The organism is Flavobacterium sp. GCM10022190 (assembly GCF_042656445.1).
In the GTDB taxonomy this organism is placed as follows: Bacteria; Bacteroidota; Bacteroidia; order Flavobacteriales; family Flavobacteriaceae; genus Flavobacterium; species Flavobacterium nitratireducens.
Map to the genome: position 1 here is coordinate 214,139 of NZ_JBHSOQ010000003.1, position 26,026 is coordinate 240,164.

Annotated in this window: 20 protein-coding genes; 10 read left to right on the forward strand and 10 right to left on the reverse strand. The window is 32.9% G+C overall.

Annotated elements, in window-relative coordinates; all coding sequences use genetic code 11:
- Positions 1–13: 13 nt before the first annotated feature.
- The 7 genes from ACFPTQ_RS11065 to ACFPTQ_RS11095 all read right to left on the reverse strand — a co-directional run bounded on the left by ACFPTQ_RS11065 (position 14) and on the right by ACFPTQ_RS11095 (position 10,745).
- On the reverse strand, positions 14–2,248 hold the full coding sequence (locus ACFPTQ_RS11065; protein ID WP_379777526.1) for a GH92 family glycosyl hydrolase: 2,235 nt from the start codon (positions 2,246–2,248) through the stop codon (positions 14–16).
- Positions 2,249–2,257: 9 nt separating this feature from the next.
- On the reverse strand, positions 2,258–3,364 hold the full coding sequence (locus tag ACFPTQ_RS11070; protein WP_379777528.1) for a family 10 glycosylhydrolase: 1,107 nt from the start codon (positions 3,362–3,364) through the stop codon (positions 2,258–2,260).
- Between the two features lies 1 nt (position 3,365).
- Positions 3,366–4,490 carry a glycoside hydrolase family 18 protein gene (locus ACFPTQ_RS11075; RefSeq protein ID WP_379777530.1) on the reverse strand — a complete coding sequence of 375 codons (1,125 nt, stop codon included), beginning with the start codon at positions 4,488–4,490 and terminating at the stop codon, positions 3,366–3,368.
- Positions 4,491–4,512: 22 nt separating this feature from the next.
- Positions 4,513–5,577 (reverse strand): carbohydrate-binding family 9-like protein, encoded by a 1,065-nt coding sequence (locus tag ACFPTQ_RS11080; protein WP_379777532.1) that lies wholly within the window; start codon positions 5,575–5,577, stop codon positions 4,513–4,515.
- A 9-nt stretch (positions 5,578–5,586) separates the two neighbouring features.
- A complete protein-coding gene (locus tag ACFPTQ_RS11085) occupies positions 5,587–6,552 on the reverse strand; it encodes a glycosidase (protein ID WP_379777534.1) in 966 nt (321 codons plus the stop codon).
- A 61-nt stretch (positions 6,553–6,613) separates the two neighbouring features.
- Entirely contained in the window at positions 6,614–8,491 is a 1,878-nt protein-coding gene (locus ACFPTQ_RS11090) for a sodium:solute symporter family protein (protein ID WP_379777536.1), read from the reverse strand.
- Between the two features lie 10 nt (positions 8,492–8,501).
- Positions 8,502–10,745 (reverse strand): GH92 family glycosyl hydrolase, encoded by a 2,244-nt coding sequence (locus tag ACFPTQ_RS11095; protein ID WP_379777538.1) that lies wholly within the window; start codon positions 10,743–10,745, stop codon positions 8,502–8,504.
- A gap of 128 nt (positions 10,746–10,873) precedes the next feature.
- On the opposite strand from ACFPTQ_RS11095, the gene ACFPTQ_RS11100 reads away from it, so the two are divergent.
- Together ACFPTQ_RS11100 and ACFPTQ_RS11105 are read left to right on the forward strand one after the other, a co-directional pair.
- Positions 10,874–11,932, forward strand: a complete 1,059-nt coding sequence (locus ACFPTQ_RS11100; protein ID WP_379777540.1) for a sensor histidine kinase — start codon at positions 10,874–10,876, stop codon at positions 11,930–11,932.
- A 61-nt stretch (positions 11,933–11,993) separates the two neighbouring features.
- Positions 11,994–12,707, forward strand: a complete 714-nt coding sequence (locus tag ACFPTQ_RS11105) for a LytR/AlgR family response regulator transcription factor (protein WP_379777542.1) — start codon at positions 11,994–11,996, stop codon at positions 12,705–12,707.
- 173 nt (positions 12,708–12,880) lie between these two features.
- On the opposite strand, the gene nagB is transcribed toward ACFPTQ_RS11105, so the two are convergent.
- Together nagB and ACFPTQ_RS11115 are read right to left on the reverse strand one after the other, a co-directional pair.
- Positions 12,881–14,794, reverse strand: a complete 1,914-nt coding sequence (gene nagB / locus ACFPTQ_RS11110) for a glucosamine-6-phosphate deaminase (RefSeq protein WP_379777544.1) — start codon at positions 14,792–14,794, stop codon at positions 12,881–12,883.
- Positions 14,795–14,937: 143 nt separating this feature from the next.
- Complete coding sequence (locus ACFPTQ_RS11115) at positions 14,938–17,028, reverse strand: alpha-L-fucosidase (protein WP_379777546.1); 2,091 nt, start codon at positions 17,026–17,028, stop codon at positions 14,938–14,940.
- Between the two features lie 219 nt (positions 17,029–17,247).
- Here ACFPTQ_RS11115 and ACFPTQ_RS11120 point away from each other — a divergent pair, with 219 nt between their 5' ends.
- From ACFPTQ_RS11120 to ACFPTQ_RS11135, 4 genes are all read left to right on the forward strand, one after another.
- The gene (locus tag ACFPTQ_RS11120; protein ID WP_379777548.1) at positions 17,248–17,808 is read left to right on the forward strand and encodes a DUF6642 family protein; all 561 of its coding nucleotides are present in this window, start codon (positions 17,248–17,250) and stop codon (positions 17,806–17,808) included.
- Between the two features lie 95 nt (positions 17,809–17,903).
- Positions 17,904–18,635, forward strand: coding sequence for a DUF4339 domain-containing protein (locus ACFPTQ_RS11125; protein ID WP_379777550.1), 732 nt, complete (start codon positions 17,904–17,906; stop codon positions 18,633–18,635).
- Between the two features lie 51 nt (positions 18,636–18,686).
- On the forward strand, positions 18,687–19,241 hold the full coding sequence (locus tag ACFPTQ_RS11130; protein ID WP_379777552.1) for a hypothetical protein: 555 nt from the start codon (positions 18,687–18,689) through the stop codon (positions 19,239–19,241).
- 192 nt (positions 19,242–19,433) lie between these two features.
- A complete protein-coding gene (locus ACFPTQ_RS11135; RefSeq protein ID WP_379777554.1) occupies positions 19,434–20,582 on the forward strand; it encodes a saccharopine dehydrogenase family protein in 1,149 nt (382 codons plus the stop codon).
- Positions 20,583–20,699: 117 nt separating this feature from the next.
- Here the strand turns inward: ACFPTQ_RS11135 and ACFPTQ_RS11140 are convergent, their stop codons facing one another.
- Positions 20,700–21,728 carry a LacI family DNA-binding transcriptional regulator gene (locus tag ACFPTQ_RS11140; protein ID WP_379777556.1) on the reverse strand — a complete coding sequence of 343 codons (1,029 nt, stop codon included), beginning with the start codon at positions 21,726–21,728 and terminating at the stop codon, positions 20,700–20,702.
- Positions 21,729–21,887: 159 nt separating this feature from the next.
- On the opposite strand from ACFPTQ_RS11140, the gene ACFPTQ_RS11145 reads away from it, so the two are divergent.
- The 4 genes from ACFPTQ_RS11145 to fucP all read left to right on the forward strand — a co-directional run bounded on the left by ACFPTQ_RS11145 (position 21,888) and on the right by fucP (position 25,935).
- The gene (locus tag ACFPTQ_RS11145; protein WP_379777558.1) at positions 21,888–22,904 is read left to right on the forward strand and encodes a zinc-binding alcohol dehydrogenase family protein; all 1,017 of its coding nucleotides are present in this window, start codon (positions 21,888–21,890) and stop codon (positions 22,902–22,904) included.
- 2 nt (positions 22,905–22,906) lie between these two features.
- Entirely contained in the window at positions 22,907–23,734 is an 828-nt protein-coding gene (locus ACFPTQ_RS11150) for an amidohydrolase family protein (RefSeq protein WP_379777560.1), read from the forward strand.
- A 5-nt stretch (positions 23,735–23,739) separates the two neighbouring features.
- On the forward strand, positions 23,740–24,531 hold the full coding sequence (locus ACFPTQ_RS11155) for an SDR family oxidoreductase (protein ID WP_379777562.1): 792 nt from the start codon (positions 23,740–23,742) through the stop codon (positions 24,529–24,531).
- Positions 24,532–24,621: 90 nt separating this feature from the next.
- Positions 24,622–25,935 (forward strand): L-fucose:H+ symporter permease, encoded by a 1,314-nt coding sequence (fucP, locus tag ACFPTQ_RS11160; protein ID WP_379777564.1) that lies wholly within the window; start codon positions 24,622–24,624, stop codon positions 25,933–25,935.
- Positions 25,936–26,026 lie beyond the last annotated feature (91 nt).

Genomic DNA, 26,026 nt, shown 5'->3' on the forward strand with positions numbered 1-26,026 from the left:
GCTTCCTTCTATTTTAATTGTATTTTTTTGAGGACAAAGCCATTTGGTTTTCTTTGCCAGTTGGAGTATCCCCCATTGTAAAAACTAAATTGCCTCCCTTCATAATTTCATTATGGGTGATATAATTTCTAGTAATTATGCGACCATTCAAAGTAATAGTTTGTATGTATTTATTTTCAGGTGCTATGTTCTTTGTTTGAATCCTAAATTTTTTATTATTTTCTAAATTAATAGTAGCCGAATCAAACATTGGAAACCCAAACGAATATACACTTTGAGCTGGATTTACAGGATAAAAACCAAGTGAACTCAAAACATACCATGAAGACATTTGTCCACAATCTTCATTACCGCAATGTCCATTGGGTTCATTTTTATATTGAGTTTCTAAAATTTCTTTAACTAACTCCTGTGTTTTCCATGGTTTATTAATGTAATTGTATAAATAAGCAACATGATGACTTGGTTCGTTTCCATGAGCATATTGACCTATCATCCCTGTACTAAAAATAGGTAACTTATCTTCAGGTAGCGGTTTCAAACGGAACATCGAATCCAATTTTCGCTCAAAAACATCGTTTCCTCCAACTTTTTGAATCAATCCTTCAACATTTTGGGGAACCGACCAAAAGTATTGCCATGCATTACTTTCACAGAAATATGGAGTATATTCTTTAGGTACAAATCCTTTTATAAAACTACCATCTTTTAATTTTGGTCGCATAAATGTACTTTCACTATCATACAGGTTTCTCCAATTTTCTGAACGCTTTAAGAAATAGTTATAATCGTCTGTTTTATGTAATGCTTTTGCAAATTGTGCTACACACCAATCGTCATAAGCGTACTCTAAAGTTTTAGAAACTGACCAATTTTCACCACTTTCATCTACTGGAATATAACCCAGTGTTTTATAACTATCTAATTGTCTTGAATCAACCATTGAACTTTGTTTACAAGCATTATACGCTAACTCGATATCGAAATTTTTAATCCCTTTAAAGTAGGCATCAACAATAACAGGAATAGCATGATTAGCAATCATCATATTGGTTTCATTACCCTGCAAAGACCAAACTGGCAATAATCCTGTCTCTTTGTAATGAGCCAAAATAGAATTAATCATATCAGATACTCTTTCTGGATGCATAATCGTATATAAAGGATGCGCAGCACGATAGGTATCCCAAAGTGAAAATGTATCATAACGTTCAAAACCCTTAGCTTTTTCAATTTTTCCGTTAGCTCCTTTGTAGTCACCATCACAATCACTTAATAGTGTAGGAGCCAACATGGATTGGTACAACATAGTATAAAAAATTCTTTTTTTCGTATCGTCCTTTGTTGTTATTTGGATCTTTTGTAATTCCTTCTCCCAAAGATTATTTGCAAGCATTTTATATTTGCCAAAATTAAAATCAGGTGCTTCGACTGCCAAAGACCTATAAGCTCCACTTATACTTGCCGTTGAAAGTCCCGTTTTTAATATAATTTCTTCTTTATCAACGGTTTGATAATTCAAAATTATTTTAGTTTTAACTGCTTCCACTGGACTTGTTGCCAAAGCATCATTCTTAAAAATTGAATAGGATTTAAAAGGCTTTGAAAGTTGAATTACAAAATATACTCGCTGGTCTTTAGCCCAACCTGTAGACATTCTGTAACCTTCAATAGTAGTATTATTTACAACTTTGATAAAGGTTTTTGTAGGAGCATCCCAATTCAAAGCATAACCTAAATCGATATGTATTTTAGAGGCCTCATCCTTAGGAAATGTATATTTGTGGATACCTACCCTAGCAGTTGTTGTCAATTCGGCTTTAATACCAAAATCTAATAAGTCAACAGCATAATAACCGGGAGAAGCTGATTCTTTTTCATGAGAAAAGCTCGAAAAAGGCATAAAATTATTATCCTTAATTCTAGTAACAAATCGACTATTTGTAGGCATTACTAAAATGTCGTACAAATCACCCGCACCGGTACCCGTCAAATGCATATGTGAAAATCCTGTTATAATAGAATCTTTGTAGAAATAACCCGAAATACGATCCCAACCAGGAATTCCAACATCAGGACTTAACTGTACCATTCCAAAAGGAACAGTGGCACCAGGATAGGTATTACCTGGCCCAGCTGTACCAATAAATGGATTTACATAACTTGTTAATTGAACAGGGAGCTGTTGCTTAAAACTACAGTTATATAAAAAAATGGTTAGAAATATATAGATTAGTCGAAATTTCATTTCAAGGTTTTATTTTAAACTTTTTTTAGTTGCAGCAATCACTTTCAAATAAGCTTCTGAAATAGCATTTCCATCAAAAAAAGCGACTCCTTTTGCTCCATTTTTCTTTGCCAATAAAATAGATTGTCTCAATTCTTCTTCCGATTGTATACCAGGAATATAAATTCCAGTATTCAATTGAGTCATTCTTCCCTTAGTATCATTTACTCCTTGTTGCGTTGCAAAACCAATCCAATTGATTCCTTCATTATAAAAATTGTGATAAATCATTGGATATACTTCATCAATATTCCATTTATCCCAACGTTGACGCACCATATGATCCGCCATTTCTGGATATGGAAAAACAGCCGCTGTTAAAGTTTTACCATATTTATGAGCGATTTCATAGGCGTGATTCACCACATTTCGGATTTGATTTAGACGAAATTGTTTCCATTCCATATCAATTTCTGGATGTTCCATTTTTCTGGGGTCTCTACCAAATTCCTTGATAAATGCATTGACACTGGCATCCGAATAATCAAAATCGTAATCTGGTAATTCAGTATTTTGAACCAAATTATATTTTGGTAACAAACCAATTGGTAAAAAAACATCTGGATAACGAATGTAATCTAAGTGGACACTTTCTATTCCTTCTACTTTTGCCAATCCTTCCAATAAATCATAAATATGTTGACGAGCCTTAGGATGACTTGGTGACAACCATTGGTAATAATCTACATAAGGACGGTCATCAAAACAGGATTTACCACTTCGGCTTACCATATACCAATCCGGATGTTGTAAAGCAACTGCATCTCCTGGACGATTCATAGTCATAATCCAAGCATGTACTTTTAACCCTTCTTTTTTTGCCAATGGCACCAATCTTCTTAATAAATCAGGATTCGTATTGGTATTAATTAAAACTTCATCAATTCCGCCTTCTTTGTATTTTTTAAATTCCTTAGTATAGGACTCATCTGTACGATTGGCATCAGCCCCAATCCAAACTCCAAATTCAAAACTAGAATTTGAATTCGTCTCTCCAGCTACAATTGTCTTGTTACTCGAACAAGAAATAATAAATAACCCTACTAATACTAATTGTAAATATCTCATTTTAAACATTTTATTTGTTAATACGCTCAAAAAGCGTATTTAATAATTCTTGTTTATTGTCTAAACTATATTCCCAAAACATAGCTCCTCCTAATTTTTTATCCTTGATGAATTTTGTTTTCAGTTCAATTTCTTTAGGAGTTTCGTAGGAGATAAAAATCTGATCCTGTTTATTCCACAAATAAGAAGCCTTAGCCGATTCATCATAGTATTCTTTGTATTTCCCTGAAGCCATTTCTTCTCTTATTTTCCATAAAGCAATGATTTCAGCGCCACTTTGAGCCGATTGATATAAACCGTTATTTTCAGGATTTACTTTAGTCCATTTTCTTCCGTAAAATGGAATTCCAAGTATTATTTTTTTGGCAGGTATTCCTGTTTTTAAATAAGCCGTAATGGTTTTATTCAAATTATCTCCTCCAAATTTTTCATTTTTGGAAGGAAATAAATTAGCATGATGTCCTGTTTGGTACATCCATCCGTTATAAAAATCATAACACATGATATTGATGTAATCCAAATATTGCTGAGCCGATTTCAAATCGGTATGGTCCAAATAAGATTGATCGGCACCAGAAGCAATACTTAACAAATAATGTATGTTATCCTTTGCCGTTTGTAGCTCTAATTGTTTGCGTAATTCAGCTAATAACAATGTAAAATTCTCTTTGTCAGAAGGTCTAAAAACATTATCCTCAGCGCGTTGTCCTGGGAATTCCCAATCGATATCAATTCCATCAAAATCATATTTTTTCATCAACTGAACTGCGCTTTTAGCAAATTGCACTCTGGAATTTTCATAGGCTGCAATAGTAGAAAATTGGTCAGACCAAACCCAACCACCAATAGAATATAAAATCTTCAAAGTTGGATTTTGTTTTTTTAGTCCCATCAAAGACTTGATTTTAGCCTCATCTGTTGCCAATTCAAATTGGACATTTCCATTAACGATATTGGCAAAAGCATAATTCACATGGGTTAACTTAGAGGCATCAACCTTAGCTGGATCAAAATCTTCATATCCAGCAACGTAACCAATTATTTTAGGGCTTTCCGTTTTGTTCTTTTTTTGAGCATCCATTGAAGCACAGGCCAAAAAACAACTTATAATTACTATGTAAAGACTTATTTTCATTCTTGAGTAGCTTATTATTATTCTATTTCTCTATAAACTGACCATCTTCTTTGATGATAAAGGTCTTTTGTGAAAAAGGACTTTTTACCCAAATAATCCAGCCAAAACTATTGTTCTCTAATTTAGGAGAAATAATCGTTGTGTCAATTTTAATTGGACTTTTTGATAGTTCATTAATCGAAGTTGCCCAATGCTTTTTGGAGGATAAAAATTGTTTTTGTGCACGGTATAATCGGAATAATTCCGATTTGATTTTATCATCCTGAGGTATCGTAAAGTTTACTTTATTTCCAATTTCTTTGGTTGAAAAATACACATAACCCCATTTTTCAGGTTCGTGCATATTAATCACTCCTTGAGGAGACCAAACCCAGTTATACTCTGGTAAAAATTTTCCTGAAACTTCCTTTTTACGTTCATATTTTCCATTAACAAGGGAATGTTGCCAATTGACTCTGGAAAAATTAACTCTCCAAAATTTATCTCTCGGTACATTATCTTCTCCGTAGGATTTTTGATATGCAGCCCAAGGAATAGCTATTTCAAGAACCCAACCTTCATCGGTATCATTTGGGTTATTGATGGTTCCATGCACTTTTACTGCCGATTGTAAGCCAGTTATATCCCAATCATTTAATACCACATTTCTCTCCCTGTAAGGTTTGCTTAAAAATAAATCCCAAACAGTATTAAGTGCATTAATTTCTAGTTCGTAATAGTTGTAAGTATCGCCATCTGGATCAATAAAAACTTCAAAATCATTGTTATAAAAAATAATGGTATCGTGTTGTTTTAAATTGGCCCAAACATGAGGTTCTTGTATTTTGGCAAGGATGTAATAATTCTTTTCATCCCAAAGCATTTTTACCTTAGTTTCATACTTTGGTTTTTCAACTCCTTCAATGTCTATAAAAGCATCAGTCCATTCGGATTTTGACCAAGATGATTCTAAATCTTCTCCATCAATAACTACTTTTTCTGTTGTTTTATAGGCTACATACGATTTAGGTATGATTCCTTTTTGGGCATAACCTATCGTAGAAATGAATCCCAATACAAGCGCTATACTTTTAATTTTACCAACCATTCCTTATTTTTATAAACTATTCTCCTTAGTAAATTGGATTACTTCGCTTAATTTTCCGAAAGCCATTGCTACAACTGTATCGGCTGCTCCGTAATATACGGCTAATTTATCCTCTTCAGTATCGTGTAAAGCAGCACAAGGGAAAACTACATTAGGCACATCACCTACTTGTTCGTAATTTACAGCTGGTCCTAACAAATAAGGTTGCGTTCTGTATTTTACAGTATCGGGTGCCTCTACGTCTAATAAAGCAGAACCCATAGCGTATCTAAAACCATTACAAGTATTAATTACACCATGATAAATCATTAACCAACCTTCATCTGTTAAAATCGGAATAGGACCTGCTCCAATTTTGGTACATTGCCAAGCACTGTCCTCAAAAGGTGTTGGTTTCATCACTAAACGATGCTCTCCCCAATATTTCATATCTGGGCTATAGCTAATCCAAATATCACCAAAAGGGGTATGTCCATTATCACTAGGACGACTTAACATCGCATATTTACCATTTATTTTTTGGGGAAATAAAACTCCATTTCGATTGAAAGGTAAATAAGCATTTTCACATTGAAAAAACTCTTTAAAATCAAAAGTATAACCAATACCAATCGTTGGACCATGGTAACCGTTACACCAAGTTATCCAATAACGATCTTCAATAAATACCACACGTGGATCATATTTATAAGCCGATTCGATCATATCGGTATTTCCTGCTTGCATAACAATGGGTTCGTGATTGATTTCCCAATTGATACCATCTTTACTAAAACCTGCAAAAATATTCATTTGCACAGCCTTATTATCACATCTAAAAACACCTGCAAAACCATCTCCAAATGGAACTACAGCACTATTAAAAACACTGTTTGAAGTAGGAATTGCATATCTATCAATAATGGGATTTTCTGAATATCGCCACATTACATCATTACAGTTTTCAGGTCTCTCTTGCCAAGGAATTGTACTCACTTTTATTCTATTTATTTGTTATACTTATTATTTATAATTTGTAATTAAAAAAATCACTTTCTTAATCAACTATTTTTCGCACTTTATCTAACCAAGTGTATTTTAAAATAATGGTTGTTACCAGAAATACAAGCAAAGAAACTATTGCCTTTGGGTAATCTCTAACTATGAAAAACACAGGTAACGCTATCATGCTGGATTGCCAAACAATTCCAACCACACAATTGAACATGTCTTTTGTAAAATCTTTATTTTTTTCAAAAGTATGATCTTGCTCTTTTAAAGACTGATAAACGGGTTTCCACCATCCCCAAGGTCTTACATTAGTGTAAAATTCTTTTAAGACTTTCATGTCTGTTGGTTCACTAAGGTAGGTTCCTAAAATACACCCTAAGGCAGAAAATACTAATATTACAGGGAATAAATAAATCGCCTGCATATGGGATAAAGTTTCTAATAAACTTCCTGCTGGAAAATTTCCTTTGTTTTGTTCCAATACAAATTCCAAAGAAGCAACGATAAGCCCGGACAACATCCCCCAGAAATATCCCCAACCATTAAAACGCCACCATACCCATTTTAAGAAATTAGCTGCCACATAGCCTCCAAATAAAGCACTGGTAATCCAAAGGGTTAATGAATTAATGGAATCAGCAAAGAATCCCATGAAAATCCCTAAACCTACAACCAAGAAAGAAGCTATTTGACTTATTCTAATATAATGTTCGCTAGTTTCATTTGGCTTAAAATATTTTTTGTACAAGTCATTAACTATGTAAGCTGGACCAGCATTAACAAATGCTGAAAAAGTTGACATAAAGGCGGCAAGTAATCCCGCTAGTAACAAACCTTTTATTCCTACTGGAATATGAGTATTAATTACTTTAGGCATAATAATTTCTAAATCGGCACCAGATAAATTCGGATTTATATTCATTTCGGGAGCCATAGTAACTAAGGCAATAACGGTAATTCCTGCGATTAACAAATACCTAGGAATAAACAAAATTAAGTTTGTAAAACCACTCATATATGCCGCCTCTTTTACTGATTTTGTCGAAAGAATTCGTTGTAAATCATAACTTGGTGTTGGACCTGCAATACTGGCAAAAAATCCTTTAAACAAAGACATGCCCACAAGTGAACCAAACATTTTGTAACCTTCAGTGTCAATTAATTTATTAAACGCTTGGAATTTATCCCCCCAATGTGGCCCAAGTTCTGCAGAAAAGAATACATTTTTCCATTCCTCCGTAATCACCGAACTGATTTGGACATCGGTATATGTTATTAAAGAATAAACAGCTACTAAAATACCCGCAACAACCATTATACCATATTGCAAAACTTCAGTCGCTACCACAGAAAACATTCCCCCTTTGATAGTATAAATCGTTGTTAAGAAAATAACCAATAAAGCATAAGATTGCTCCGAACTCAACAAGATGGAATCACCTGTAGTTAATGCTAAATCCCAAGGCAAAATGATAGTCATAAATTTCCCAATTCCTTCAAAGAAATATGCTATAAATCCAATAGTAGAAACAATGGCGAAAACCGCAACAATGATATGTGAAGCGCTACCCGCTCTATCGTTTCCAAAACGTGTCAAAATCCATTCAGAGCCTGTCATGGTATTGGATTTTCGAATCCAAACTGCCAAAAACATCATTACAAATACCTGATTCCATATTGGCCAAAGCCACATCAAAAAGAAACTTTTAATACCGTATAAAAACAGAACCCCTACCATCCAAGCCGTACCAGAAACATCAAACATTCCAGAACCATTACTCAAACCTAAATAATACCACTTGATAGAGTTTCCACCCAAAAAGTAATCATCTAAACCTTGAGATGCTTTTCTTGAAATCCATATTCCTATCCCAATAGTGATTAAAATATATATAACTATAATTGCGACATCTATACTATTCATTTTTCTTGTATTATTTTGTTATCCCCCAGGTTTTATTTGGCTCAGACCCCATAACAAAATGTAAAGTTCCACCTTGTAATAGTTGTTGATGCGTAATTGTTGTTTGATTAAATGGTTTACCATTTAGAGTTGCAGACTGGATGTAAAAATTCTTATCCGAAACGTTTTGAGCTTCTATTGTAAAGATTTTACCCCCAGGAAGTTTGATTGTTGTTTTTTCAAAAATTGGACTTCCTATTTCATATTCACCCGAAGCCGGATTCATAGGATACAAGCCCATGGAACTAAAAATATACCAAGCCGACATTTGTCCGCAATCTTCATTACCACTTAATCCATTAGGAGTAGTATTGTACTGTGTATCTAAAATATGACGCACCCAATATTGGGTTCTCCAAGGTTGTTTAGCGCGATTAAACATATAAGCAATGTGATGACTTGGTTCGTTACCATGTGCGTACTGTCCAATTAAACCTGAAATATCTGCCGAAACATTATTTCCTGTTATTTCTGAACTTTCCGTAAAAAGTTGTTCTAATCGTTTTGAGAAAATAGTATTTCCTCCATGTAAATCAATAAATTCATCCACATTATGAGGTACAAACCAACTGTGCTGCCAAGCATTTCCTTCTGTATAATCTGTATGCTCTCTATGATTCGAATGTTTAGGATCGAAAGGTTCATTCCATGATTTTCCATCTTCTGATTTTCCTCTCATAAATCCTGTCTTGGCATCAAATAAAAACTGATAGGCTTTTGAACGATTCAAGAAATACTGATAATCAGATTCTTTTCCTAATGCCTTCGCCATTTGAGCCACACACCAATCATCATAAGCATATTCTAAGGTAATTGTAACCGACTCATCTAATAAATTATAAGGTATAAAACCGAATTTCTTATACAAGTCTAATCCGCGCTCGTTTTGCATCATCGTATTCTTCATGGCTTCATACGCTTTTTCTGCATCAAAACCTTTAATACCATTCTTGTAAGCATTGACAATTACAGGAATTGCATGATACCCTGTCATTGTATTCGTTTCATTAGCATACAAAGTCCAAACCGGTAATATTTTTTTGGTTTCGTAATACGCCAGCATCGAGTTTATAATATCTGAAACCTTGTTAGGAGCCAATAAAGTCAACAAAGGATTTTCGGCTCTAAAAGTATCCCAAAGCGACAATGTTGAATAAGCAGTATAGTTTTTTGCTGTAATGATTTGGTCATCTTCTCTTCTAAACTGACCATTTTTATCGCTGTAAGTTACAGGAGCTAATTGTGCATGATACAATGCAGAATAAAAAATGGTTTTGAGTGAATCAACTGGTGTTTCTACTTCGATTGTTGTTAAAGCATCATTCCAAGTATTTTTAGCCGCTGTATTTACCTTTTCGAAATTATAATCTTTAAAGTCTAAATTTTCTTTAGCATTAGCCACACTTACAGATGACAAAGCCACTTTAGCAAACAACTCTTTGGAATCTTTTTTATCAAAAAACAATTGTGCAATTGTTTTTTCACCAGAAGCTTCTTTAGCAGTTACTTTATTTTCGTCGGCTATTAATTCATAGTGAGAAATCGGTTTGGAAAATTGAGCCACAAAAAATACTTTTTGATTTTTAGCCCATCCCGTACTGTATCGATAACCACTTATTGTATACTCGTTTTCAACTGTAAATGCCGTTTTTGTTGCCTTATCCCAATTGATAGCAAAACCCAAATCAACTACTACCGACTGAATATCATTTTCGGCAAAAGTGTACTTATGCAAAGCAGTTCGTTGTGAAGCCGTTAATTCGACATTAATATTAAAATCATTCAAATAAAGCTGATAGTAACCCGGTTTAGACGTTTCCTTTGTATGACTATAAGTCGATTTATAAGCCAATACATCTCTGGAAGTAGCCTTAGTAGACAACGCAATTTTTTTATTAATAGGCATAAAAAGTACATCTGCTAGATCGCCAATTCCTGTACCGCTTAAATGCAAATGACTAAATCCCGCTACAATCGAATCCGAATAATGATAGCCCGAACACCAATCCCAACTTGAAATACCATTATCTGGACTTACTTGAATCATCCCAAAAGGAACTGTTGCACCAGGATACGTATGTCCATGACCTCCTGTTCCAATAAATGGATTTACATATTGAACAAACTCTTTATTATTACTCGTTATTTTTTCACTGGTAGATTTACAATTAATCAGTAAGGCTGATGAAAAAACAAGTAAAGCGATCTTCTTCATACACAATATTCTTAAATTTAACATTAAATTTATATAAATTTGGCTGACGACTAAATAGTTTTTAGACGGACAACAAATAAACATAGCTAAACACCAAAAAAAAGCTTCTTAAATCCTAAAATGCACTCATGATTTTCAATTCGACCAAGTTTCATAAAATACCGCTTCATTATCATATTATTTTCTGGTCCATTTATTTTATTTTTAACACCTTTAGATGGGGAAGCTACTTTAATGATTACCTATATTCCTTAAAATCAAATTTGATAGGTTTTCCTATTCACATGACGCTTTGCTACCTGAATATTCTAGTATTAATGCCTAATTTGGTTTACAAAAAAAAATATACCCTGTATGTTGTGACTTTGTTAGCTGCTATTTTTTGTATGGTTTTGTTAAAATTCAACTTAACCTATTTTCTTATTAGCGAAAATGTATGGCCTGAAGGTCCTGAACCTGTGGAAGAATTGACTCTAAACTATACTATCGACATGATGATTGGTGAATTATATGTAATCACCTTTGTTACAGCAATTAAAATAACCCAAGACTTTATACTTGAACACAAACGAGTAACCGACTTAGAAAAAATTAATCTAGAAACAGAATTATTATTTTTAAAATCACAAGTTTCACCCCATTTCTTCTTTAACACTTTAAATAACATCTATTCTTTATCGGTTGAAAAATCGAACAAAACACCAAAAATCATTTTAAAATTATCCGAGTTAATGCGGTATATGCTTTATGAAACGCAAAACAAAAAGCAAAGTTTAGAAAACGAAATTCTGTGTATACAAAACTATCTTGATCTGGAACGAATACGCCACGATGAACGACTAGAAGTGAATATGTATATTTCTGGAGATATACACGAAAAAGAAATTTCCCCAATGCTATTACTTACTTTCGTAGAAAATTCATTTAAACACGGTGTCAATAAAAACCTAGGTGATGTTAAAATCGACATCAATTTTAGTGTTAAAGATGATTTTCTGTTTTTCTCAATTTCTAATCCAATGCCTACTGTAACTAAACATGTTGACAATTTTAACAAGTCAAGTGGTATAGGAATTGAAAATGTAAAAAAAAGACTTGAATTAGGGTACAACAAAAACGATTATAAGCTTTCAATTAAGAATAAAAAGAATATTTTTGTTGTGAAACTTAAAATTAAAGTTACGTAAAATTAACACTTTATTCAAGCAAGCAACTTTAATTCATTACATTAAATTATATACAAAAAAAATGAAAGTTAAATGTCTAATAATTGATGACGAACCTTTAGCAATTAATGTAATCAAAAATTATATCGAACAAATTGAAGAATTAGAATTAGTAAAAACTTTTAATAACTCAATCGAGGGTTTAAATTTTTTAAAAAACAATAGCGTTGATGTTATCTTTCTAGACATTAATATGCCAGTGTTAGATGGAATTAACTTTATTAAGAGTTTAGAATCACCCCCTTTATTGATTATTACAAGTGCCTATGATGAGTTTGCTATTCAAACTTATGAGTTGGACGTTCTGGATTATTTAGTAAAACCAATAGAATTTCCAAGATTACTCAAGGCTGTCAACAAGGTTTATAAACGTCTAGATAATTCTAATAAAATCAGTCAAGAAAGCACTAAAGAAAACCCATTCATTTTCGTGAAAATCGATAAGAAAAAAATGAAAAAGATTTTCCTTGATGAAATTTTGGTCATTGAAAGTTTAAAAGATTATTTAAAAATCAACACCACCTCTGGTAGATTTATCATTCACAGTACCTTATCTGATTTTACAAATTTATTGCCTGAGAAGGATTTTATTCGAATTCATCGTTCTTATACTGTAGCCATTAATAAAATTGATGCTGTTGAAGGAAACAGTATTGAAATTGAAGGTTTACGTTACGTTATAGGACGATCATACATAGACGATGTAAAACAACGCATTTTAAATTCGGCCATTTAATAACCAAACCTTTTTTATAAATATCAAAGAGTTTTTGTGGAAAACAAAAACTCTTTTTTTTTCTATCAATTATAAACAAAAAATGCAATCAAATTAATGATTGCATTTTTATCAGGGTAACTTAGTAAATAACCAAAAACAAACTAAAATCACTCCATCATAACCAACTTATATTAAAAATAATAACGCTTAAATGCCTCAATTGCAGCATACTCAGCTAAACCTAAATCATTATATTTTTTTGCTGTCGCTCTATTTCTATCTTCGGCTCTAACCCAAAACTCTCTGCTATCATCTCCTTGAAACATAACTCCATCTTTTTGTGATTGATGAAAAAAGATAGCATGACGTTTTTTAAGAACCTGATCAGGGCTCATTGGTACTGCCATCTCAATTTGATACGATTCCCATTCGTGCCAAGCTCCTCGATACAACCAAACCCAACAGTCATCCATATAACTATTGTGTTTTAATTGTTTTAAAGCTTCAAACAAGCTGTCCAAACATACTTTATGTGTACCATGTGGATCGGCTAAATCTCCAGCAGCATAAATTTGATGTGGTTTAACCTCCTCAATAAGATTACACATAATTTTTATATCCGCTTCGGTAAGATTACCTTTTTTTACAGTTCCCGTTTCATAGAAAGGCAAATTCAAAAAGTGAACATTTGAATCTGGAACTCCTAAATAACGCGTAGCAGCTAAAGATTCACTTCTTCGAATTAAACCTTTTAATTTTCTAACTTCGATAGAATCGATATCATTATCTCCTTTAGTTTTCAAAAAATTAATGATACTATTTGACTCTGTAGATTCGGCATTTAATACTGAAGAAACCTCAGCAAATTTTAATGCTTCCTCGTTAGAAACGGCAATGTTTCCCGAAGTTTGATACGCCACATGAACCTCATGCCCTTGTTCAACCAATCGATCAAAAGTTCCACCCATTGAAATCACATCATCATCAGGATGTGGACTAAAAATAATAACTCTTTTTTTAGCTGGATTAGAACGTTCTGGACGGTATGTATCATCTGCAAAAGGCTTTCCGCCTGGCCATCCCGTTATAGTATGTTGCAAATGATTAAACATTTTAATATTCAAATTGTATGCAGTACCTTCTTCAGCTAATAAGCCTGACATTCCATTGTCATTATAATCCTTGTCTGTTAACTTTAAAATAGGCTTACTAGTCAACTCACTTAACCATACAACCGCTTTTAATTTTAATTCATCTGTCCAAACACAAGATTTAACTAACCAAGGTGTTTTTACTCTTGTTAATTCTGAAGAAGCTTCAGTGTCTAAAACAAAAGTAGTGTTGTTATGCTCTTGCAAATAGGTAGCAGGAACTTGAGAAGACATTTCTCCTTCAATAGCTTCTTTTAAAATACCTGCTTTGCTAATTCCCCAACCTAATAAAACAATTCTTTTAGCATTTCTTACGGTACCAATCCCCATAGTGATGGCTTTTCTTGGCACATTGTCAATACCTAAAAAAGCGGGTGCTGCATCTACTCTTGTAATATGATCCAAGGTAATGCTTCTTGTACCAGAATTAATGTGTGAACCTGGTTCATTAAAACCAATATGACCTGTTCTACCAATTCCTAAAAGTTGAAAATCCAATCCTCCATAAGAAATAATTTTCATTTCATAGTCTATACAATATTGCTGTAATTCCTCTGGACTAACGGTTCCATTAGGAATATTAACATTTTCAGGAAGAATATCTACATGGTTAAAAAGATGCTCATGCATAAAATGATGGTAACTCTGAATATTATTTTTATCCATTGGATAATATTCATCTAAGTTAAATGTAACCACATTTTTGAAACTCAAATTTTCCTCTTTGTGCATGCGTACTAGTTCTTCGTATACTTTAATAGGTGAAGATCCTGTAGCTAATCCTAATACACAAGGCTCGTTTAATTCTTCTTTTCTTCGAATTAAATTGGCTATTTCGTGTGCAACTAAAATAGATGCTTCCTTTGAGGATTCGAAAATAACATTGTGAATTTTTTCGAAACGTGTTTCTTCAAACTTTCCAGCTTCTCTATAACTGATACCTTCTTTTAACATAACCATTTTTTTATTTTATAGTATAAAAGTACTACTTGCTTATTTTCTACGAATATAAATTCGACTAATAACAAACCTACTTCGGCAAAAGACATTTTTAGACGAATTATTGCTTCATTTACCGTCCTTTTTAAAAATCAGAATCATTCAATAATACTAATTTCACCAATAGTTATAGCTGTAGAATTATCTACTGCTGATTTTGATACAAAACGTAAATATCTTGCTTTCAAAACATTAAACAGTTTGATTTGCTCTATCGGATTATTCTTGATATTAGAAAACTCACCTTCAGATTGTTTCAACCAATTTTCACCATCCAAACTAGTATAGAATTCATAATTTGAAATTAAACGCAACTTTTCCCCTACTTGTTCAGGCGTATAACTAAATCCTTTTATACTTATTTCACTACCTAAATCAATCACTATTTCTTGTTGCTGATCATTTACATTCGTACCAAAACTCCATGTTGTATTTGGATTTCCATCAATAATTTTATTCGCAGTTTGAATGTCTCCGCTCGAAACCGAAACTATTTTCCAGTTTTCTTTTGATACTCCATACTTTTTATACCTAACAGCACTACTGATATTTTCGTTATTTACAGCGATAGCTTTAATAGTAACGGCTTTATTGTATTTAAAAGGAGCCGAATAAATTGAACTAGTTGCTGTGGGCATAGAACCATCAAGTGTATAATAGATTCCACTGCCTTCTTCGGCTTGCAAAGTAATTATTCCTTCTTTATCTCTTTTTACAGAAGGCATTCTAACATAAGTTGGCGCATTAAATGCCTGAATATTTGATAATACAATACTCGCCTTAGCATCGGTAATATTGATTCGAAGTGCCGATGCGGTAACTCTTGGCGTTCTTAGAATTCTTTTATAACCAATAGTAGTTTCATTAGCAATTGTTTGCCATTTACCGTCAACTTGAGCTTCCACTGTAAAGGCTTTTACACGTTGTCCTAATCGAATATACTCTTGCAATAAAACTCGATTAAAAGAGGTTGGTTTTCTAAATTTAAATTCAATGGAAGCCTTAGTTACCGCATCATCAGTTGCCCAATAACTTTCTTTATTTCCATCATTTGTGTTTTGAGGAGCATATTTTTTACTGTTTCCTCTATAATTATCGGCAGAAGCTTTTGCTTTGGATAAAACCTCCTTTTTAAAATCAGCTTTAATTACAGCTGTATACTCTTTTAATCTTTGAATATCATTTTCATGAAATAATCCTCTACGATCGGCAGGGATATTCAATAAAAAACTTGCATTTCTCCCTACAGAATGATAATAGAAATCAACCATTTCATCTAAGGTATGAACCTCATCATCTTCAGAAGCATGATAAAACCATCCGGGTCTGATAGACACATCAACTTCACCGGGCACCCATTTTTCTCCATCTTCATGCCCTGACATGTATTCGGTATAATGTACTTTACCCGCTAAGTCGTCTTTTTGACGCAACAGACTCCAATTAGTTGGATTAGCATAACCTTCTTCATTACCTATCCATCTCGCTTCGGATGGACCAATTCCCCAAACCAGTGTATTGGGTGATAAACTGTATATTAATTTATACGTTTCGTCCCAGTTGTAATATTCTAAGGTGTTTATTTTTCTTTTCTCATTTGCCCCTCCATAGTAACCATCTCCTCCATTAGCACCATCAAACCACATTTCAAAAACATCTCCATAATTCGTCAGTAACTCTTTCAATTGATTTCTGAAATAAGTGATGTATTCTGGTTTTCCATATCCTGCATGATTGCGATCCCAAGGCGATAAATACAAACCTAATTTTAAACCATACTCCTTACAGGCTTCGGATAATTCTTTGACAACATCCCCTTTTCCGTTTTTCCAAGGTGAATTTTTCACGGAACGCTCCGTATATTCAGAAGGCCACAAGCAAAAACCGTCATGATGTTTTGCGACCAAAATAATTCCTTTCATACCTGTTTCTTTCACAACTTTTGCCCACTGACGTGCGTTCAAAGCTGTTGGAAAAAACAATTCTGGTGATTCATTACCATATCCCCATTCTTTATTGGTAAAAGTGTTTAACGAAAAATGGATAAACGCATAGGATTCCATTTCATGCCATTTCAATTGTTTTTCCGAAGGAAGTGGCCCGAATGGTTTAGGAGGTTCAACCAAATTCTGACTACAAACCGGATGAAAAAAAGATAAAAAACTAAATAGTATAAGTAGATTTTTCATTTCTATTAGGAGTATTAAACATTAGATTCATATGATGTTATAAAAGTAAAGGTTACGAACAATAATCGCACATTTTTTTCGACTAACAACAATTATGACGACGTTTTAGACTTAAAGTATTTTAATAATTATATAAATGAATTAACAATTGTTACTCAAAATACAATTCTAATTAAATATATCTTTGTCTAATTTTAAGCAATACTCAAATACAATTGCATGGTCAAAGAGCATTTTATTTTTTGCCTAGAAGGCGTTCCTGATGTAGATAATTATGTCATAACTGAAGTATTACAAAACTTAGAACACTTAGCATTTGAATACCAAATTAATAGTATTTATAAAAACTGTGATACCATCGAAGGTCTAGAAGAAAGTTTAGGGGCATTACTCTATGATGATCACAATTTCAAAGCCTATCAAATCATTTATTTGGTTATGCCAGGACAAGAAAACAATATTTGTCTTCACGATTATTATTATAGTTTAGAAGAAATCGCCGAATTGTTTGAAGGTAAATTAAAAGGTAAAATCATTCATTTTGCCAATGAAAAAATACTCGATTTAACTTCAGAAGAAGCACAATATTTCCTTGATATTACAGGTGCAAGAGCGATTTCGGGTTATGGGATAAAAAACAAAAAAGTAAGCAGTATTCATCTCGATAAATTTTTTTTTAACTTATGTGATGAATTAGATGATCTTGTCGAAATTGTAGAAGAATTACATGAAAAAAATTATGCCCTTTGCAAATTCCTAGATTTTAGATTGTATTACTAAAATTTCATTTTTTCATTTAAAGCAACTTTTATACCTTCGAAAAGGATAATAAAAAGATTGTTTTCCTTGACTTATTTTACACAAATCTAACAGTAATGAAAAAATATTATTTACATAACGGTATCGAAAGCAGCGGCCCTTTTGATTTAACCGAATTGCAAATGAAACAAATTACAGCAACTACACCGGTGTGGTTTTCAGGTTTAGCCGATTGGAAAACTGCTGGTGAAATTGAAGAACTTCAATCAATATTAAAAGTCATTCCTCCTCCTTTTAAAGCTGAAATTCCAAATCCTGAGCCTGAATCTAAGTCAAAACAAAAAGAGACAAAAACTAAGATTATGGGGTTGTCAAAAAACAACTTTTACTTGGTTTGCCTATTGTTCATTGTAATTATTGGGAGTTTTGCTCTAAGTATTTTTGAAGAAAAAAGAAAAGAGGAATTAGAAGAAATAAACCATAAAACAGAAATAGAAAACAGACAATTTTTATTGAAAGAAAAAGAACTACAGGAACAAAAAAAACAAGCTGAAGAACAAGAAAGAGCCGAAGCAGAACGAATTGCCAAAGAACGAAAAGAAAGCATCTCTAAAAGACTCGATGAAATTCAAATAGAGAAAACACAAAATCAAACGCTTTTGGATGAAGCAAAAAGCAAATTAAACAGAGCCAATGAATTTCAACTCTTTCGATCTGCTGATGAAAAATCAAGAGAGTTAAATGCGCTTCAAACTGAAATTACACATTTAAAAAGCGAACTGGAAATATTGGAAAACGAACAAAATCAGCTAAGTTTAGAACTAGAACGCTTACAGTTAACACATTAAATTCATATACTGAAAAGTTATTAGGCATTTTAAAAGACGAAAGTTAACATAATGAAAGTTATTAGAAAAAAAATAGATTTTACGGTTTTGGGCAATCCAGATTTGATAAATGATACTATTAAATATTTTAAACAGTCAGGATTCAGATATATTGACAATAACACTGAAGAAAAATTAAGATTTGAACGAGGTTCCATTGCTTCAAATATGTGGACTTTCAATCCTTTGAAATGGAAATCTGAAATTGAGATTGAAATTTCTGGACAAAAAATTAAGGCAAATTTCAATATCAATACGGTTGGGCAGATTGCAACTCAAAAAGAAGAAAAACTTTGGGACAGTTTTATTGAAAATTATAGAAAACACCTAATTAACAACAAGTTTGATTTTAAGACTGAAAACAAAAAGACTTTAAAATCAACAAAAAAGAACAGCTTAAAATATATTTGGTGGGCTTTACTTGGTGGACTGATTGGAGGAGTTCCGGCAGGGCTTATTGCATATTGGACAGGAATAAATTCAATTGTTTCCATTGGATCATCAGTTGGAGCCATTGGACTTTTAACAAAGAAAATAAATGACGATAAGAAGAAAAGCATCTTGTAATAGAAAAACAGATTTAAACAATAGTCTAAATGAAATATGATATTGTTTTTAAGATGATTTGGCAAATACTAGAAATAAGCTCAATTTAATCCCAAACCTACTTTAGTAAAGGGACGACATAATTTAAAAGAAATTCCCATACTTTTTTTGGAATATATTTCGAAATAAAATTGAAATAGTGTAAATTTAGTTATGGAAAAACACTTCAACATCATCATTGCAGGAGCAGGTGGCATTGCCGAAGCTGCGGGTTTAATCCTGGCAGAATGGAGTCAGGTTACACCAACCATTTTTATTGGAAACCGAACCCTATCTAAAGCAAAAGCTGTTGCCAAATGGATAGAAGAAGGAACTACTAATACTTGTAAGGTTAACGCTTTTCTATTTTCAGAAAATGAGATTACTTCTGAAATGGAAACTATTTTTAAGCAAGGCGCTATCATTTTAGATTGTCTTCCTGGAGGTCAAGCTCCTAGAATAGCGCAAATTGCCAAAGATTTTCACCTTCATTATGCGAATCTTACCGAATATGTTGCCGAAACGGAAGAAATAATAGCACTGGCCAAAGATGCTGAAACTGGCTTTATTTTACAAACGGGAATAGCTCCAGGATATATCGATGTTTTAGCTAATGCCCTTTTTGAACAATTTTGTGCTGACTTTAATGTCAATTCTGCTGATAAATTAGAATTTAAAGTTGGAGCTTTAACTAAAAATGCCGTTGCTCCCCATTATTATGGTTTTACCTGGAGTCCAATAGGTGTTGCAACCGAATACATCAAAAATGCAATAACAATCCGCAACTTTAGTAAAACTGAAGTTCCTGCACTATCAGAAAGAACCACTCTAATTATCGATGGCGTTACCTATGAAGCCGATTTAACTTCGGGTGGCGCAGCTGATTTGCCTGATGCTTTGGCTGGAAAAGTCCGTGATTTAGATTATAAAACGATACGATTTCCAGGACATTATGATTGGGTTCAACAACAAATTGAACGTATTGGTAAGTCTGAAAATATAATTGAAAAACTGGAAAAAATTATGGAAAAAGAAATTCCATTATTTGAAGAAGACCAAATTATATTATTTGCTGCCATAGAAGGCAAAGATAATAAGGGAACTCTTAGAAGACGTGAAATAGCCAAATGTATACATCCGCTTCAAGTAGGGAAACACAAACTAAGAGCTATTCAAACAACAACCGCTGCACCATTAGTACAATCGGCTCAACTATTATTAGAACAAGATCTTAAAGGAGTAATCCTTCAAAGTCAAATTGATACTCAATCTTTCTTAAACGGAAATTTCATTGTTCCTGTGTATGGCTCATACAACCAATAAATAAGATACGCTAAGTACTATACAAATTGATTGAATTTCACAGTAACTATTCAAACATTGTAATGATAAACATCTCTTTATAAACTATTTAAACAACTTTAATGATTAATCCTACTATCATTTCAAATTTCTATTTGAGGATTGTCTAACGATTAATTCAGGTTCCAGAATAATTCGTTTAATCGAATTTTTATTAGGATTATTCATTCGTTCTAAAAAAACCTCAGCTGCTAATTTTCCAATCTGGTCACTATGCTGATTTACTGTTGAAATCGAAGGCTGTGTCAAGGAAGTAAAAGGTTCATCACTAAAACCTACAAGTGCAATTTCTTCAGGAACTTTAATATTATTTTCTAAAAGCACCTGCAAAGCTCCCAGAGCAGCAATATCACCAGCCACATAAACCGCATCTGGTCGGTCAGGCCCATCGAGTAATTGTTGCATAATTCTTCGGCCATCATCTTTACGCAAATTACTTTCTATAATCCAATCCTCTTGTATATTTAAATTCCATTTTTCAAGCGCATCTTTATAACCACGAATCCTTTCTTTGTAGATTCGGATATGATTGAATCCTGCAATATGCGCTATTTTTTTACAATTTTGTGCCACAAAATGATCAACCACTAGATGACTACTTTTATAGTCATCAATACCTACATAATCTACCTGCAAGGATTCTTCGCCTCTATCAAACAAAACCAACTCAACACCTTTCGATTTTATTTTTTCATAAAATTCCAAATCTATTGTTTGGTTAGCCATAGAAGCAATGATTCCATCTACTTGAATCTTTAACAAGGTATCAATTTCCTTGCACTCTTTGGCATACAATTCATTCGATTGCGTCATAATAATACTGTAACCTTCAGAATTGAGTACCTTTTCTATATTTTCAACCACCGAAGAAAAAAAATGACTATTGACACGAGGAATAATAACACCAACTAAATTACTCTTGCCTTTGCGCAAAGCACTAGATAAATAATTAGGCTGATAATCTAATTCTTGAGCCACTTGCTTCACAGCTATTTTAGTTTTTTCACTAATTCTAGGATGATCATTCAAAGCTTTAGAAACTGCAGAAGGGGTCAAACCTAAGACCGATGCAATATCTTTTATTGTAGATTTTTTTTTGTTTTCCAATTTGTTTTTTATATTTGGTCAAACGATTGAACAAAAATAACATTTTGTACCAAAAACACAATCTATTTTATTGTGTTTTTTTTATTTTTAAAACTGTTCAAACGTTGTAACAAAATAAATAATTTATAAAAAAGAACAAATTAATAACTTTATCACAACATGAAATACATCGTTTGCGAAAAGCCAGGGGAATTTATTTTAAAAGAAAAAGAAGCTCCAATCAGAAAAGAAAACGAAGCATTACTACAAATTAACAAAGTAGGAATTTGTGGAACCGATTTACATGCTTACAGCGGAAATCAAGCTTTTTTTACTTATCCTAGAATTTTAGGTCACGAACTAGCTTCGACAGTACTAGAAATTGGTGAAAACCCAAGAGGTATAAAAGCAGGTGACAATGTAGTTGTGATGCCTTATGTAAGTTGTGGAACTTGCATTGCTTGTAGAAATGGTAAAACAAATTGTTGTACAAACATTAAAGTATTAGGAGTTCACGCTGATGGCGGAATGCAGGAACAAATTACAGTTCCTGCTTCTATCCTATTGCCTGCAAATAATTTGACAAATGACCAAATGGCAATAGTAGAGCCCTTAGCAATTGGGGCTCATGCAATTCGTAGAGCTGCAATTGTACCTGGAGAAACAGTTGCTGTTGTAGGATGTGGACCTATTGGGATTGGAATCATGAAACTTGCTCAAATCGCTGGTGCAAAAGTAATCGCTATCGATATGAACGAACAACGTTTAGCGTATGCCAAAGAAAAAATTGGTGTTGACTTCACTGTCAAAGCGGGAGAAAATACGGTTGAAGAAATTACTCAAATTACCAATGGGGATTTATGTACAGCTGTATTTGACGCCTCTGGACACAAAGGCGCATTAGAAAGCTGTCCGAACTACATGTCTCATGGAGGACGCTTTGTATTAGTGGGCTTATCAAAAGGGGAATTGACTTATAGTCATCCTGCCATTCATGCCAAAGAAATGACATTGATGTGCAGCCGAAATGCCACAACAGAAGATTTTGAACATGTAATTAGCATTCTTGATCAGTTCCCTACTGAATCATATATTAGTCATAATGTGCCTTATACTGAAATGATAGCGAATTTTGATAGTTGGTTAAATCCAGCTACAGGAGTGATAAAAGCAACTGTTGATTTTAATTTAAAATAATCATGATAATAGATTCACATCAGCATTTTTGGATATATGAAACTGAAAAACACGCTTGGATTGATGATGAAATGAAGGCAATCCGAAAGGATTTTTTACCTGAAAATTTAAAATCGATCTACCAAGAAAACGGTATTGATGGTTGCGTTGCTGTAGAAGCCGATCAAACAGAGGCCGAAACCAATTTCCTTTTGGATTTAGCTGATAAAAATGATTTCATAAAAGGAGTTGTGGGATGGTTAGATTTAAGAGCTTCAAACATAGAAAGTGTTTTAGAAAAATATAGTTGTTTTCCTAAACTAAAAGGTCTGAGACATGTGGTACAAGCCGAAGCCGACCACAATTTTATGTTGCGTCCTGCTTTTTTAAATGGAATTGCAGCCTTGGAAAAACACAATTTAACGTATGATATTCTAATTTTTCCACATCAATTAGGAGCAGCTTTAGAATTAGTTCGAAGATTTCCGAATCAAAAATTTGTTATCGACCATATTGCAAAACCATATATAAAAGATGGATTTTATGATGGTTGGGCTACATTAATGAAAGCTATTAGCAGCTATCCAAATGTGTATTGCAAACTTTCGGGAATGATTACTGAAGCCGATTATAACCATTGGAGTCCGGAACAAATTGAACCTTACATGCAATTAGTATTAGATACGTTTGGAGCTGAAAGAATCCTTTTTGGATCCGATTGGCCTGTGTGTTTAGTGGCTGGAAATTATACAAAAACAAAAGAATTAGTAACCAATTTTATTGCAAAATTAAACTTGGAAGACCAAGCTGCCATTATGGGAGGAAATGCAATGCAATTTTATAATTTATAAACAAAATGGATTTAGGATTAAAAGGAAAAGTAGTGGTAATTACTGGAGCTGCAGGAATTAAAGGAAGTATTGGAGAAACCATTTTACAGCATCTAGTTGATGAAGGAGCTATACCTGCCGTAATTGATCGAAATGATAGAGGATTTGCTTATATCGAAGAAATACAAAAAAAAGGAATTGACGGTTTATTTTGCAAAACTGATGTAACTAACCCAATTGAAATAGAAAATGCAATTGCAAAAATTGGAGCAAAATATGGTCGTATCGATGCATTGATTAATAATGTAGGTGTAAACGATGGCGCGGGATTAGATGCTTCATACGAAGAATTTATGGATTCTTTAAAATTAAATATGGTAAGCTATTTTGTTACTGTAAAAAATGCATTACCCTACTTAAAAGCCTCTAAAGGCCCTATTTTAAATATTGGTTCAAAAGTAGGTCTAACAGGACAAGGAGGAACTTCTGGTTATGCTGCTGCTAAAGGAGGTGTTCTTGGATTAACTCGCGAATGGGCTGTAGATTTAATTAAACATTCTATACGCGTAAATGCTATCATTATTGCTGAAAGTTGGACACCAGCATATGATAATTGGATTAAAACTTTGGAAAATGGAGAAGAAAAATTACAATCTATTGTGAAGAAAATTCCTTTAGAAAACCGTATGACTACTCCTGATGAAATTGCTGATACTTGTTTATTTACAATTTCTGAAAGATCATCACATACAACTGGTCAATTTATTTTTTGTGATGGAGGTTACGTTCATTTAGATCGTGCGCTTCTTACTGAATAATATAATAAATACAATAAACAAAAGAACAAGTCATATTATATGGTTTGTTCTTTTTTTAACCCATCAAATCAACCTTTAAAATTTATAAAAATGAATGAATCCCAAAAAAAACCAATAGTTAGTAAAGCACTAACTTTTCAATTTATAATTATCACAACACTTTTTGCACTTTGGGGTATCGCAAATGAGTTAACAGCTCCAATGGTATCAACATTCAAAAAAGTAATGCCTGAACTAACCAATTTACAATCTTCATTTGTACAAATGGCATTTTATTTTGGCTACTTCTTTATGGCGTTTCCTGCTGCTTTATTTATTAGAAAATACAGCTATAAATCGGGAATTATATTAGGATTAATTTTATATGCTACAGGTGCCTTTTTGTTTTATCCTGCTGCACATTATCAAAACTATAATTTTTTCTTAGTTTCTTTATGGGTAATCACTTGTGGTTTAGCATTTCTAGAAACAACATCAAATCCATTAATATTATTTCTTGGTGACAATGAAACGGCTACTCAGCGTTTAAATTTGGCACAAGCTTTTAATCCTATTGGAGCTATTACAGGATTAGTATTAGCACAAGAACTAGTAATTGGAAACATCAAATCAAACACCTATACTCCTGAAACTTTCAAAGCATTATCTTCTACTGAATTAGCGGTTATTAGAGAAAATGATTTAAACATCATTAGTATTCCTTACATCGGACTTGGTGCTTTTGTATTGTTTATTTTAATCATTATCATTTTCACCAAAATGCCTGCAACAAAAGAAGAGGAAAAAATGACTGTTTCTGAATCTTTAAAGAAATTAAAATCGAATAAAAATTACATTCATGGCGTAATTGCACAGGCTTTCTATGTAGGAGCTCAAATTTTATGCTGGACGTTTATGTATCAATATGTAGATAATATCAATCATAGCTTTGGATTACAAATTACAGCTACCAATTATAATATTGGAGCGATGATATTATTCTTAATAGGAAGATGGATTGGTACAGCTATGATGAAAACAATCAACCCTTCTAAAATGCTAATTATCTTTGGTATTGGTGGTATTATTTGTGCTCTAGGGGCTATTGTTTTACAAGGAATCCCTGGCTTAATTTCCCTAATTTCGATATCTATTTTCATGTCAATCATGTTCCCTACTATCTATGGAATTGCACTTAAAGGCATGGGTGATGAAGCTAAAATTGGTTCATCTGGTCTTGTTATGGCTATTGTAGGTGGTGCTTTAATGCCATTACTTCAAGCAAGTATTTTAGACTGGGGAGGACCTGGATTTAGTGACTTAAAAATATTAGGTTATATCCCTGAAGTTAACTTCTCATTTATTTTACCTTTACTTTGTTTAGCAGTAGTTGCTAATTATGGTCGAATGACACTTAAAGATTAATTTAAATCTATAAAAACCAAAAAGTTCTTCGTTTCTTAAATAGTAGAAATGAAGAACTTTTTTTATGACTTATTTTTTAGAACCTTAATCT

Excerpts from the sequence above, each read along its gene's own strand:
- ACFPTQ_RS11155 (WP_379777562.1), top strand. The coding sequence starts at position 23,740 with ATGGATTTAGGATTAAAAGGAAAAGTAGTGGTAATTACTGGAGCTGCA.
- ACFPTQ_RS11065 (WP_379777526.1), bottom strand. The coding sequence starts at position 2,248 with ATGAAATTTCGACTAATCTATATATTTCTAACCATTTTTTTATATAAC.
- ACFPTQ_RS11075 (WP_379777530.1), bottom strand. The coding sequence starts at position 4,490 with ATGAAAATAAGTCTTTACATAGTAATTATAAGTTGTTTTTTGGCCTGT.
- ACFPTQ_RS11070 (WP_379777528.1), bottom strand. The coding sequence starts at position 3,364 with ATGTTTAAAATGAGATATTTACAATTAGTATTAGTAGGGTTATTTATT.
- ACFPTQ_RS11150 (WP_379777560.1), top strand. The coding sequence starts at position 22,907 with ATGATAATAGATTCACATCAGCATTTTTGGATATATGAAACTGAAAAA.
- ACFPTQ_RS11125 (WP_379777550.1), top strand. The coding sequence starts at position 17,904 with ATGAAAAAATATTATTTACATAACGGTATCGAAAGCAGCGGCCCTTTT.
- ACFPTQ_RS11090 (WP_379777536.1), bottom strand. The coding sequence starts at position 8,491 with ATGAATAGTATAGATGTCGCAATTATAGTTATATATATTTTAATCACT.
- ACFPTQ_RS11135 (WP_379777554.1), top strand. The coding sequence starts at position 19,434 with ATGGAAAAACACTTCAACATCATCATTGCAGGAGCAGGTGGCATTGCC.
- ACFPTQ_RS11145 (WP_379777558.1), top strand. The coding sequence starts at position 21,888 with ATGAAATACATCGTTTGCGAAAAGCCAGGGGAATTTATTTTAAAAGAA.
- fucP (WP_379777564.1), top strand. The coding sequence starts at position 24,622 with ATGAATGAATCCCAAAAAAAACCAATAGTTAGTAAAGCACTAACTTTT.
- ACFPTQ_RS11100 (WP_379777540.1), top strand. The coding sequence starts at position 10,874 with ATGATTTTCAATTCGACCAAGTTTCATAAAATACCGCTTCATTATCAT.
- ACFPTQ_RS11120 (WP_379777548.1), top strand. The coding sequence starts at position 17,248 with ATGGTCAAAGAGCATTTTATTTTTTGCCTAGAAGGCGTTCCTGATGTA.
- nagB (WP_379777544.1), bottom strand. The coding sequence starts at position 14,794 with ATGTTAAAAGAAGGTATCAGTTATAGAGAAGCTGGAAAGTTTGAAGAA.
- ACFPTQ_RS11105 (WP_379777542.1), top strand. The coding sequence starts at position 11,994 with ATGAAAGTTAAATGTCTAATAATTGATGACGAACCTTTAGCAATTAAT.
- ACFPTQ_RS11095 (WP_379777538.1), bottom strand. The coding sequence starts at position 10,745 with ATGAAGAAGATCGCTTTACTTGTTTTTTCATCAGCCTTACTGATTAAT.
- ACFPTQ_RS11115 (WP_379777546.1), bottom strand. The coding sequence starts at position 17,028 with ATGAAAAATCTACTTATACTATTTAGTTTTTTATCTTTTTTTCATCCG.
- ACFPTQ_RS11130 (WP_379777552.1), top strand. The coding sequence starts at position 18,687 with ATGAAAGTTATTAGAAAAAAAATAGATTTTACGGTTTTGGGCAATCCA.
- ACFPTQ_RS11080 (WP_379777532.1), bottom strand. The coding sequence starts at position 5,577 with ATGGTTGGTAAAATTAAAAGTATAGCGCTTGTATTGGGATTCATTTCT.